The organism is Pseudomonas sp. BR20 (assembly GCF_050780135.1).
Taxonomy (GTDB): domain Bacteria; phylum Pseudomonadota; class Gammaproteobacteria; order Pseudomonadales; family Pseudomonadaceae; genus Aquipseudomonas.
Genome location: NZ_CP172012.1, coordinates 3,535,858 through 3,547,324, shown reverse-complemented (window position 1 = coordinate 3,547,324; position 11,467 = coordinate 3,535,858). Strand labels below are relative to the sequence as shown.

At 60.7% G+C, this 11,467-nt stretch carries 11 protein-coding genes; 2 read left to right on the top strand and 9 right to left on the bottom strand.

The features are described 5' to 3' along the window. Positions 1-3 precede the first annotated feature (3 nt). From ACHPFG_RS16365 to glnH, 9 genes are all read right to left on the bottom strand, one after another. On the bottom strand, positions 4-2,214 hold the full coding sequence (locus ACHPFG_RS16365) for a GMC family oxidoreductase (protein ID WP_431699802.1): 2,211 nt from the start codon (positions 2,212-2,214) through the stop codon (positions 4-6). Further along, positions 2,211-2,723 carry a sorbitol dehydrogenase gene (locus ACHPFG_RS16360; protein WP_431699801.1) on the bottom strand — a complete coding sequence of 171 codons (513 nt, stop codon included), beginning with the start codon at positions 2,721-2,723 and terminating at the stop codon, positions 2,211-2,213. The genes ACHPFG_RS16365 and ACHPFG_RS16360 overlap by 4 nt, the downstream gene beginning before the upstream one ends. Beyond that, positions 2,720-4,087, bottom strand: a complete 1,368-nt coding sequence (locus ACHPFG_RS16355; protein WP_431699800.1) for a cytochrome C — start codon at positions 4,085-4,087, stop codon at positions 2,720-2,722. Before ACHPFG_RS16355 ends, ACHPFG_RS16360 begins: the two co-directional genes overlap by 4 nt. Positions 4,088-4,243: 156 nt before the next feature. Further along, positions 4,244-4,759, bottom strand: a complete 516-nt coding sequence (locus tag ACHPFG_RS16350) for a sterol desaturase family protein (protein ID WP_431699799.1) — start codon at positions 4,757-4,759, stop codon at positions 4,244-4,246. 276 nt (positions 4,760-5,035) lie between these two features. Further along, entirely contained in the window at positions 5,036-5,941 is a 906-nt protein-coding gene (locus tag ACHPFG_RS16345; protein WP_431699798.1) for a MurR/RpiR family transcriptional regulator, read from the bottom strand. A 40-nt stretch (positions 5,942-5,981) separates the two neighbouring features. Beyond that, entirely contained in the window at positions 5,982-7,043 is a 1,062-nt protein-coding gene (locus ACHPFG_RS16340; protein WP_431699797.1) for a C45 family autoproteolytic acyltransferase/hydolase, read from the bottom strand. Positions 7,044-7,052: 9 nt separating this feature from the next. Beyond that, on the bottom strand, positions 7,053-7,775 hold the full coding sequence (glnQ, locus tag ACHPFG_RS16335; protein ID WP_027605666.1) for a glutamine ABC transporter ATP-binding protein GlnQ: 723 nt from the start codon (positions 7,773-7,775) through the stop codon (positions 7,053-7,055). Next, positions 7,772-8,428, bottom strand: coding sequence for a glutamine ABC transporter permease GlnP (gene glnP / locus ACHPFG_RS16330; RefSeq protein ID WP_027605667.1), 657 nt, complete (start codon positions 8,426-8,428; stop codon positions 7,772-7,774). Before glnP ends, glnQ begins: the two co-directional genes overlap by 4 nt. A 30-nt stretch (positions 8,429-8,458) precedes the next feature. Next, positions 8,459-9,202, bottom strand: coding sequence for a glutamine ABC transporter substrate-binding protein GlnH (glnH, locus tag ACHPFG_RS16325; RefSeq protein ID WP_027605668.1), 744 nt, complete (start codon positions 9,200-9,202; stop codon positions 8,459-8,461). 360 nt (positions 9,203-9,562) lie between these two features. Between glnH and ACHPFG_RS16320 the strand changes: the two genes are divergently transcribed. Then, positions 9,563-10,891 (top strand): aspartate aminotransferase family protein, encoded by a 1,329-nt coding sequence (locus ACHPFG_RS16320; protein WP_431699796.1) that lies wholly within the window; start codon positions 9,563-9,565, stop codon positions 10,889-10,891. Positions 10,892-10,902: 11 nt separating this feature from the next. Further along, positions 10,903-11,466 carry a carboxymuconolactone decarboxylase family protein gene (locus tag ACHPFG_RS16315; RefSeq protein ID WP_431699795.1) on the top strand — a complete coding sequence of 188 codons (564 nt, stop codon included), beginning with the start codon at positions 10,903-10,905 and terminating at the stop codon, positions 11,464-11,466. Position 11,467: the final 1 nt, after the last annotated feature.

Below are 11,467 nucleotides of genomic sequence, written 5' to 3'. Positions count from 1 at the left end.
ACCCTACGTGGTACCGAACCCCACCAACACTGTCAGCGCCCCCTGGTTATCCCCCAACCCAATGCCATAACGCCCCTCCAGATCATCGTTGATACACAGCTGCAATTCCCCGGTCTGCCCCGTTGGAATTTCCGCCAGGTCACCCACCAGAAACGGTGTCCCGCTGCTGCTCACACGGCCAATCAGCGCGCCCTCATTAGCCCCCGCCAAGGTGTAGCCCGCCTTGGCGATCAACCCCGGGCTGCCGTTGCCATCGACCATGCCGCCCACCGGGCTGGCCAGCCACTTGCCGCTGACATAACGCACCACGCGAGGGCTCGGGCCGCTGATCTGCACGCCGGTACCTTGCCACGGCTGGTTGGCCTGCACCTGTACCGTCGCAGCTTTAAGCTCATTGCACAGGGTGTCGCCGGCCTGGATCGACAGCGCGGCGATGGTCAGGCTCGGGTTGGAGGTGCCGGTGGTGGGGAACACGCCATCGCCCACCAGGAACAGGTTGTTGTGGTCCCAACTGCGTTGGGTCTTGTCCACCACCGAGGTCTTGGGGTCATCACCCATGCGGTAGGTGCCCATCAAGTGCCCGGCACCCTGGAACGAATAGGATTGCCCTTGGTAGGTGAACACCCCAGGCGGGATGTCGGCAGTCAGTTCGGTAGCCCCGAGCAGTTCGGTGATGACATGACTGGCCAGAATACGCGCCTGTTTGAAGCCCTCCTTGGTGTAGTCGGACAGGTCGTAGTGGATTTCCGGGCGCGGGATACCCAGGCGGTCCTTGTATTGGCCGGAAGGCACGATGTAGCAGTTGGCGTTATTGGGATCCTCCTCCACTTGCTCCACCAGGAAGCCCACCCGAAATTGCCGCGTAAGCAGGTTGTTCAACTGTTGCACCAGCGCCGTGCCGAACAGCACCTGGGGCGCGCCCGGGTTGTTTGGCAGCGGGTTGGTGTGGCTGACGTTGGTGCCATCAATCAGGTCGGCGACGGTGGTGTACGGGTCGCCGATCGGCCAGTTGAAGCCCTCGTTGCCGATCTCGATCCGCCAGGCCGCGCGCTGGCTGCGGAACGCGCCGTCGCGCAGGCTTTCGATGCCGGAGGTGGACACCGGGCCGCGATACGGGAACACCGTCTTGCCCTCGGGCATCAGGCCCCAGGCCAGGTAGATCGGGTGGTCTGCCAGGCTTCGCCCGACCTGGCCGCTGCTGTTGGCCACGCCCTTGGGCCAGGCGCTGCTGGTGGAATTGAGCAGCAACTTGGGCGTCTCGATGGCATGGGCGGCGATCACATAACGTTGCCCGACGGCAACGCCCGTGCCGGTCGGTGGTCCATCACCGAGCTGGTACTGGATGAACTCGATACCGCTGATGCTGTTGTCCGCCGCGACGGTGACCTTGCTCGCCACGGTCTTGTACAGCACCCGCACATTGCCGGTGTTGAGCGCGTTGTTCATGGTCACCGTGGCATCGTACTTGGCCTGGATCGGGCAGATCGGCGTGCAGTTGGTGTTGCCTGCGCATACCCGTCGCCCGGCATACGGCTGCGAGTTGCGTCCGGCCGGCGTCGGGCTGACCACCAGGGGCAAGCCCTGGAACGCCTGGCCCTGCACCGCGTTGACGAAGCTGCCATCGACCAGCGACAGCGGGATGCTGGTCATCGGGTATTCATAGTTGGCCGGGAAGGTAATGCCCAGGTACGTCTGGTCGGCCACATTCGCCGCCACACCGATTTCCGCCTCGGCACGGCAATACGCGCTTTGCAGGTCGTTGTAGCTGATCGGCCAGTCCACCCCCACGCCGTACAGCGATTTCATTCGAAAATCATTCGGCAGCATGCGCAGGCAAGTGGCGACCCAATGCCAAGTGGTGCCGCCGCCCACGCGCTCATAGGTACTGGTGAACGGCAACGGGCCTTTTTGCACCAGGTAGCTGATGGCGGGGTTGTTCCAGCCATTGATCAGGTCGGCGATGGTCGCGCGCGGTGCGTTCTGTTCAGCCGGGTTGCGCGCCGGGCTCAGGGTGCTCACCGGTGGATAGGGTGATTCGGGCGTCTTCAGTGTCGCGGTGTAGAAACGCTCCAGGTACTGGTTGCGATTGGGCGGGATCTCCGGCCCCGATTCCAGCACCAATACTTGCACCCCGGCCAGCCCCAATTGATAGGCAATGAGGCTGCCTGCAAGGCCCGCACCGACAATCACCACATCTGCTTGTTCGCTACTCATGACGATGCTCCTGGCTGCGTGCTGGCGGTGACCCCGGTGAAGTCTTCCAGGCTGGGCGGCGGACTGTTCCAGTAGCCGAAGAAGAACTCGCTGTAGCCCATGGGGTGGGCCTGGGCAATACTCCACGCCCAGCTCTGGGTGTAGGCCTCGTCACTGACCACGGTTTGCTCGCCGACTGGGAACGCACCCTGGGTATACGGCTGGTACCACACGCCCAGCAGCCAGAGCTTCATGATCGCGCGTGCCACCTGGGCGGTTTGCGTCGGTGCCGGTTGGCCGTTCTGCATCAGGATCGCTGTGCCGATTTGCTGCGGTGTCGCCTGCTCGGCCGCCAGCGTGGCGTACTGGGCCAGCAGGGCGCTGAGCACGCTTTGCCCGACACGTGGGCCGATGAAGTTGAGAAAGGTGCTGGGCAGGCCGATGGGGTCCACGGAGGGCGCCAGCAGTTCCTGATCGATGCCGGTGAGCACCACGCTCAAGCCGGTGAAATTGTCCAGGTCGGTACTCATGGCTGACTCCTTGTCACACCGGTGGATTGGGCGCGCTCGAGCAGGTAGGTGAAGTCCGCGAAGCTGGTGCGCGGCGACTGGGTAACGTGGGTGGCGGCATTGCCGTGGCAGGCGATGCAGCTCGATGACGCTTGGGGCACGGTGCCTTGGATATAGGTCTCCAACGTGGCATTGGCGAGGAACGATGGTGCCGGGTTGCCCAGCGGCTTGGTGGCAGAGATCTGGCACGGCGGCTGGCCGCTGAGCGTCGGCCACTGGGTGCTGATCAACTGGTAGTTGGCCCATACGCTGTTGGGGTTAACCGTGCGCAGCAGGGTCTGGTAGGTGGTGTTGAGGGCCTTGGTTTCATTGGTCAACGGTATCTCGCGCACGATCTGTGAGGGCGTGGCCTTCACCGCCGGGTTCCACGGCCTGGGCGGCGGCTGGTTGGCCTCGGCCTGGCTGCTGGCGTTGTAGAACAGGTACGGGCCTTTGCGCTCGGCGGGCGGCGTGGTTTTTTCCGGCACATTGTCGACGTGCTCAAAGGTCGACCACACCCACTGCGGCGCGCTGGTGGTCTTGTGCACGATATGCAAGCCCACCAGCCCGACCGGCTCGGCCACGCAGGACTCGGCCACCACCGGCCCTTTGCTCGGGTCGCTGTTGCCCGGCGTATACACCAGGGCGTCGACGCTATGGAAGCTGGCGGGATTGTCGTTGCCGTCCAGCACCTTCCACGAGGCCTTGACCATCAGCGAACCCACCTCACTGGTGTGCGGGTTACCGCAACTGAACGCCACGGCATTGGTCGGGCTGGCGGCAAAAAACGCCTGTTGGCCTTGAATGCTGTAGAGGCCGTTGTTGACGATACCGTCGAACATCGGTTGGTTGACCACGATTTCATTGCGCGTGTACACGCCGCTCTGGTCCACCAGAGGGCCGCTCTCAAACGGCTGGATAAACTCGTCGAGCACATCCGGGACCTTGCCCATCTGTTGCAGCAAGCGCCCGGAACCCTTGCCTTCACAGGCTTTCGGTACGCTGGCGGGCGCGTGAAAAGGCAGCGGCTTCTGCCCTTGGGCCAGGAATATCTGATAGCTCTCCTTATAGCTTTCCCACACGGTGGCCGCGTCCTGCTGGCCGATCTGCACACCGTTATTGGGTTGACCCGTGTCCAGGGCCGGCCAGTTCAGCGCAATGAACGTCTGCCACGACATTTCATCGAAGTTGGCTTGCAGGCTGTCGAGAGAGAAGGGCGGGGTCGCCGTGACATCGAAGGGTATTTGCGTAGACAACGTGGGGGCCGCGACGACCAGGGGGCTCAGCAACGCGCCAAACAGCGCACAGCCGAACCCGGGCCGGGGGCGATGGGTTTCCATTCTCATCGGTATCTCCTAGGCATCAGGTGCCGGGAGACAGTGGGTCCGTCATGGACTCTTCAATGCGCCTCCTGGCACGGGCTAGAGCGTAGATAAGGTTGGCGGCGCAGGAGTGTGGGCGGCTAGATTTGTTCGTAATAAAAACAATCGCCAAGCAGAGGTTCAGGCGTGCTCTGTTCGAATATAAGTGCGAAACACATGGTCCCACAGCGGTGAAGAAACCCCGAAGTTCTTCTCGATGCCTTTGCGGTGATGCAGGTCGTGATTGGCCACCAATCCCGGAATAAAGGCGTAGGCCCAATGCTGCGGGCGGTGCATCACGTAGTGCAGCGAGATGTAGACGAAATAGCCGGCTACGGCACCGATAAAGGCCGAGGTGAGGCCGGTGAACCAGGCGAGCAGCAACAGCACGGCGAAGGTCGAGCTGGTTTTCCAGCTGGACACGCCGATGTAGGCCAGCACGTCGATATGGTGCGTCCAATGCTCGCGGCGATACAGCGAATGGAACAGGAAACGGTGCGCCGAGTACTCCACCAACGTCCAGGCCAGCAGGCCCACGAGCGCCAGCCCAGGGTCAAAAGGCGCCAGGTAGAGGGCGAAAGCCACGAAAATCGGAACGGTGAAAAAATCGAGGTAATAAGCGACTGACGACATCAGCCATTTATTGGAAACAGCCATGTGCGGAATATCCCTGTAGTGCTCAATGGATGGGCGCGCGATTTTCAGCTGTTGCGCTGTTACACACAACTGTTCGCGCAGGCACTGGAAGCAAAATGAGGGGTCTGTCACATCGTCGTAATACTGCGAACGGCGGGCGCGGGTTGTGGGCCGACCCCACGCACAGGGCCGGCAGTTGCTGCTTGCCTTACGAGTAAAAGAGATTAATCAGCACGTCCGCGGCGATCAACGCCACGGCGAGCATAAACAGTACCCGAAGGCTCATGAGGAGGGCGCTTACAGCGATGCGTTGAGTTCGTCGATCAGCGTCTCCCGGTACTTCAACGCCGATATCGACAACTCACCGAGCTTGCTGGCGACCGCGCTTAGCAAGCCCTGCGCCAGCAACATAAAGGCACACATACTGTTGCTGAAGAACAAGCTGTGATTGGGGACATAGAAACTGTGCAAGGCGACCTTGGCCAGTGGTGAGCTGGCAGAGTCGGTCAGCGCGATGACCTTGATCCCATGGCGAGCGGCGACCTCGGCCGTGGCCAGGACGCTGGGGGTGTAGGGAAAACAGCTGGACACCACCAGTACGTCACCCTTGTCCAGTTGTGCGAGGGCATCCGCCACACCTTGGCGACTGGAATCCAGGGCCGCCACATCCGGACGCAACATCCCCAAGCCGTAGGACATGAACAGCGCCAGTGAATTGAACTGGCGCATGCCATGGATCCGAACCCGGCGGGCACTGGCCAGCAGTTCCACCGTCTGTACAAACACATCGGGATCGACCTGCTCGATCATGCTGGCGATGTTGGCGCTCTCCTGGCGGCCCAGGCGCGTCAGCTGATTGAGGATGTCCTTGTCTTCATGATTGATGACCAGCCGTGAGGCCTGATCACTATAGAAATGCTTGCCTTCGGTGATCTCTCGGCGAAACACATCCTGCAATTTGCTGAAACCGCCATAACCCAGCCGTTGCGCCAGCCGGGACAGGGTCGAGGCGTTGACATCCAGTTGCTGTGCCAGCTCGCTGATCGAACACACTGCCGTGCGTTGGGGGGATTCGATCAGCGCCATCAGCACGCGCCTGGAACTGCTGCCCAACGCAATATCGACCTCACGCCGCTCGATGGCCGCGAGCAGTTGCTTAAGGCCGTCCAACGTGTCGGGAAGTGCTGCCGGGACTTTATTCATTAACGGTATCCATTATTCAGTGAGCGCCTGCGCTCCACCCTCAACGACCTGAACAAGCGTCGATCAACGAGCGGTGGACCACACCTTCAGCATCGGCTTGGTCAGTGTTCGGTTGCGTATAGACGCGCCACTCTACAGTGTTGGCGCTGATCAGAAAAACACCGGTTGCCAGGGTGTTTTCGTTGTCCGAATCATCCGCTGCGCAGCGGTAGACAGGCAGGTCCTGCCCCGAAGTGTCGCGCAGGATACTCAGCGCTACGCTGGCGTCCAGATCGCCAGGAAGCTGTTGCAGGCGTTGGTCGATACACTGCTGTCGGGCACCTGAGCTGGCGGTGATGCGCTGTTTCACCTGGCTCAACGACAGCGACACCAGGTGGTTTGAATGCCCTGCCGGCCATTGGATTTCGCTGACATTGCTGCCATCGGCGCTGGCCTCCACACTGACGACTCGGGCGCTCCCTACCTGGCCGAAGGTGTGGTGAAACGCCCCGGCGCGATCAGTCCGGGTTACCACGGCAATCGCCTCGTCGATACTGCCGGCGTCGAGGGTCGCGCGCGCCAGGATCTGTCGAGGAATGCCAGCGGGAATGCGTGCCGGGCGAATGTTGTTGACGGTCGCCACCAGGCCGCGCTCATTGATCGCCAGCGTGTGCCCAGGCAAAGACCCTGGATAGATAAAACTGCTGAACGCCAGGCCCGATTCGGGCGTGGCGTGCAAGAGCGCGCAATGCCCCTTGAGCTGCGGCAGGCCGTCTTCGTTATGGGCGATCAGCGTACCGGCGCGGGTTGGGCCAAACACTGTCGTGCAGCCATCCACACTCTGTTCATGCACGTAGTCACCTCGGCAATTCCACATGAACACTTCGTCAAGTGGCAGCTGCAATCCGTCGGCCAGTCCCTCGATTTCCTGCCAGTAATGGGGGAACTCGGTTCGCACCTGTTGACGCATCTGCAACGCCGCGGGGGTTTGCGCCTGCAAGGCCAGGTATTGCCAGAGTGCAAGAGGGCGTAAGTGCCCATGCACGGCGTCCCGACCGAAGACACCCAACCCGCGACCAATCGCGTAAGCGCTTCCATCAAGATGAATAGAGGGCAGTGTCATGGCATCTCCTCAGGATACGTGTTGCAGGAATTCCCGCAGGCGGGCACTGGGTGGGTTGGCGATCAGTTCAGCGGGGGCTCCGTCCTCGGCGATGCGGCCCTTGTCGATGAAGATCAGGCGCGTGGCGACCTTGCGGGCGAAGTCTACTTCATGGGTGACGATGACCATCGTCATGCCCTCATCCGCCAGCGATTTCATGACGGTCAGTACCTCGTGGCGCAACTCCGGGTCGAGGGCGGAAGTCGGCTCGTCGAACAGCATCAACTTGGGCTTTACCGCCAGCGCCCGGGCGATCGCCACGCGTTGCTGCTGGCCGCCCGACAGCTCGGAAGGGTAGTGATCGGCACGGTCGGCCAGGCCGACTTTGGCCAGGAGTTCGGCGGCGAGTTTCTCCGCCTCCTGGCGACTGGCGCCGCGCACGCGCACCGGGCCGAAAGCAACGTTCTGCAGTGCGGTCATCTGTGGGAACAGATGGAACTGCTGGAACACCATGCCCGCTTCCTGGCGAATCAGGCGTTCGTCGACCTTGGGGTTATTGACCTCCAGGCCATCGACCATCAGTTGGCCATCGGTGACTTCCTCCAGTTTGTTGATGCAACGCAGCAGCGTCGACTTCCCTGAACCCGAAGGGCCAATGATCACCACCACTTCACCGCTGGCGATCTTGAGGTTGATATCGTGCAGCACCTGGGTGCTGCCGAAGTGCTTGGAAACACCTTTGAACTCAATCATAGGATTTTCAGCCTCGATTCCATGCGCCGCAGCACATAGCTCAGCACCAGGGTAATGATCAGATAAATGACGGCAACTGCAGACCAGATCTCCATGGCGCGGAAATTACCGGCGATGACTTCCTGGCCCTGGCGCGTCAGTTCGGCAACGCCGATGACAATGAACAGCGACGTATCCTTGATGCTGACAATCCACTGGTTGCCCAGCGCCGGGATCATGCGTCGAAACGCCAGCGGTGCGATGACGTAGCGCAGCGTGTCGCGCCGTGACAAACCCAACGCCAGCCCCGCTTCGCGAAAGCCACGATGGATCGACAGCACCGCACCACGGGTGATCTCGGCGATGTAGGCGCCGGAGTTGAGCATGATGGTCACCACGGCTGCGGTGAAAGGGTCGATGCGCACCGGAACCATCATGGGCAAGGCGAAGTAGATGAACATCACCTGCACCATGATCGGGGTGCCACGAATCAGTTCAATGAACACAAGCGCTGCGCGGCTGCTGAAAAAACCGCCGTAGGCGCGGGCAAAGCCCGCGACCACGCCGATAACGGCGCCACCGATCAGACCCAGGATCGAAATCCACAAGGTCAGCTTGGCGCCTTCGAGCAGTACCGGCAGCGCATCCCAAATGGCGCTCCATTGGAAATGCATGCTGGATTCTCTATTGATGAGGGGCGGGGATTATTTCGGGTCAGTGCCGAACCATTTGCGGTAGATCTGCGCATAAGTACCGTTTTCACGGATCTTTTTCAGCGCGGCGTTGACCGGTTCACGCAGTTCGCTGCCTTTGGGGAAACCGATGCCGTACTGCTGGGCGAGCATCTGCTGGCCGACCGCTTTTACCTGGCCTTCGCCGGCGGTCTTGATGTAGTACAGGACGTTCGGCGTATCGTGCATGGCGGCATCGACACGGCCCGTGCGCAATTCAAGGTAGGCATTGTCGATATTGGGGAACTGACGCAGGTCGCTGGCCTTCAGGTTGGCCTTGGCATAATCCGCCGCCGACGTACCGCTTTTCACCGCCAGGGTCTTGCCGGCGATGTCCGCCTCACCTTTGATCGTGTCGTTGTCGCTCTTGACCATCAGGAGAAAGCCGCTGTCGTAGTAGCCGTCGGAAAAATCGATGGCTTGCTTGCGCTCTTCCTTGATGGTGATACCGGCCAACGCCACGTCGACATTGCGGGTTTGCAGGGCAGGGATGATGCCATTGAAATCCATGGGTTTGAGCTGGTAGGTGACGCCCATTTCTTTCGCAATCGCCGCCCACAGGTCGATATCGAACCCCACGTATTCGTTGCCTTGCTTGAACTCGAAAGGCACGAATGCCGTATCGGTGGCCACCAGCAATTCCTTGCCGGCCGCGAACGAGCTTGAGGTGGTGAGCAGTGCCATGACCGCCAGTGAGGCCTTCAGAAAGTTCTTCATGCGTGTTTTCTCTTCAGGGGGATACAAGCCCCAAGGCAAGCCTGGGGCGGTGGGGATAGCGGCAGTTTAATTTTTGAGTGATGCATCACGACTCACTCCATTTTTTTATTGTTGGCCCGGCTAGCCACCCGAGAAAGGAGGCGCACGAAACATTTGCTCTTTTGCAAAATATACATGCATTTAATTTGCATGCAACTATATTTTGCTTGTCGTGATTCAGTCCGATAGGGTGTTTTAATCCAGTAAATACTGGCTTTTATAGCGATTATGTCGGGCTTTCTGGTGTTGAGCGGCTTGCAAAAATTAATTGCATTTAAAATCCATGCATCTATTATTTGCAAAAATATCGGGAGCGGCACCATGAGCCACGTCTTTCATCGCAGCCTTACACATAGCTACCCAATGGCCGTCCGGGGCGAAGGGCCTTATCTGATCGACAGCGACAACCGTCGTTACCTGGATGCCAGCGGTGGGGCGGCGGTGTCATGCCTGGGCCATAGTGATCCACAGGTGATCGAGGCGGTGCGCCAACAGGTGGGCCAGTTGGCCTACGCACACACTTCGTTCTTCACCACCCAGGTCATGGAAGAACTGGCGGATTTCCTGGTTGCCCGGGCACCCGAAGGCATCGCATCGGTGTACTTCGTCTCGGGTGGGTCCGAAGCGATAGAAGCGGCATTGAAATTGGCCCGCCAGTATTTCATCGAGGTGGGCCAGCCTCAGCGCAAGCACTTGATCGCCCGTCGCCAGAGCTACCACGGCAATACCCTGGGGGCATTGGCCACGGGGGGGAATGAGTGGCGGCGCAAGCAGTTTGAACCGTTGCTGATCGACGTCAGCCATGTCAGTCCCTGCTATGCCTACCGTGAGCAGCAACCGGGCGAAACCCCGGAGGCCATGGGCGTGCGCCTGGCGGCGGAACTGGAGGCGGAGATCCTGCGGTTGGGGGCAGAAAATGTCATGGCGTTTGTGGCCGAGCCCGTCGTAGGGGCGACGCTGGGTGCTGTGGTTGCAGTGCCGGGCTACTTCAAGCGCATTCGCGAGGTGTGCGACCGCTACGGGGTGTTGTTGATCCTTGATGAGGTCATGTGCGGCATGGGTCGCACCGGAACTCTGTTTGCCGCCGAGCAGGAGGGCATCACGGCGGACCTGATCACCATCGCCAAAGGCCTGGGCGCGGGCTACCAGCCGATAGGTGCAACGTTGGTGAGTCAGAGAATCCGTGATGCCATTGCGGCGGGCTCAGGGTTTTTCCAGCATGGTCACACCTATATCGGCCACGCCACCGCCTGCGCGGCGGCACTGGCGGTGCAAAAAGCCATCGAGTCCCGCGGCTTGCTGGACCGGGTCAATCACCTGGGCGCAGGTTTGCGTGAGCGTTTGCTGGCGCAGTTGGGTGAGCATCCGCACGTGGGTGAGATTCGCGGGCGCGGTTTATTCCAGGGCATTGAATTGGTTGCCGACCGAACCAGCAAGACCCCGTTCGACCCCGCGCTGAAGCTGCACGCCAAACTCAAGCAGTCCGCCATGGCGGCCGGCCTGATGTGCTATCCGATGGGGGGCACGGTGGATGGGTTACGGGGCGATCATATCCTGCTGGCGCCGCCGTTCATTCTTGAGGACTGTCACTTGGATGAGATAACCGACAAACTCCTGAGTGCGGTGAACAGTACGTTGAAAAGCCTCTGAGGAAATAGCGCATGACGATTCAATCGCGGCTCAGCGAATTGACTGAAGCCACCATGGACGACGCTCAGCGCGCAGTGCTCAAGGACATTCTTGCGGGACCGCGCGGCAACCTGGATGGTCCATTCCTGGCGTGGATTCAAAGCCCGGAACTGGCCAATCATGCGCAGCGCCTGGGGGCGTTCTGTCGGTATGGCACGCGGCTTGAACTGCGCCTGACCGAACTTGCAATCCTGTTCACTGCCGCCTGGTGGCAGTCCCAGGCGGAGTGGCAGATTCATGAGCCCATCGCTCGTTCGGCGGGAGTGGCTGATGCAGTGATCGAGGCGTTGCGTGAGCGCGCAGTTCCGGTCTTCACGCGTGAGGACGAGCAACTGGTCTATCGGCTAGGCATGACGTTGTACGAGACGCGCCGTATCGACGACGCCCTGTATGCGCAGGCGATCCAGGCGTTCGGGGAGCCCGCCGTGGTCGAGCTGGTCGGGGTTTTCGGCTATTACGCCCTGGTGGCGATGACCCTGAATGTGTTTGCCGTTCGCCGTGAGACCGACACACCGCTTCCATTTGCCGAACCTTGAA

Coding starts and splice junctions, on each gene's coding strand:
- glnQ (WP_027605666.1), bottom strand. CDS start 7,775: ATGATTGAGTTCAAAGGTGTTTCCAAGCACTTCGGCAGCACCCAGGTG.
- glnH (WP_027605668.1), bottom strand. CDS start 9,202: ATGAAGAACTTTCTGAAGGCCTCACTGGCGGTCATGGCACTGCTCACC.
- ACHPFG_RS16350 (WP_431699799.1), bottom strand. CDS start 4,759: ATGGCTGTTTCCAATAAATGGCTGATGTCGTCAGTCGCTTATTACCTC.
- ACHPFG_RS16320 (WP_431699796.1), top strand. CDS start 9,563: ATGAGCCACGTCTTTCATCGCAGCCTTACACATAGCTACCCAATGGCC.
- ACHPFG_RS16340 (WP_431699797.1), bottom strand. CDS start 7,043: ATGACACTGCCCTCTATTCATCTTGATGGAAGCGCTTACGCGATTGGT.
- ACHPFG_RS16315 (WP_431699795.1), top strand. CDS start 10,903: ATGACGATTCAATCGCGGCTCAGCGAATTGACTGAAGCCACCATGGAC.
- ACHPFG_RS16360 (WP_431699801.1), bottom strand. CDS start 2,723: ATGAGTACCGACCTGGACAATTTCACCGGCTTGAGCGTGGTGCTCACC.
- glnP (WP_027605667.1), bottom strand. CDS start 8,428: ATGCATTTCCAATGGAGCGCCATTTGGGATGCGCTGCCGGTACTGCTC.
- ACHPFG_RS16365 (WP_431699802.1), bottom strand. CDS start 2,214: ATGAGTAGCGAACAAGCAGATGTGGTGATTGTCGGTGCGGGCCTTGCA.
- ACHPFG_RS16345 (WP_431699798.1), bottom strand. CDS start 5,941: ATGAATAAAGTCCCGGCAGCACTTCCCGACACGTTGGACGGCCTTAAG.
- ACHPFG_RS16355 (WP_431699800.1), bottom strand. CDS start 4,087: ATGAGAATGGAAACCCATCGCCCCCGGCCCGGGTTCGGCTGTGCGCTG.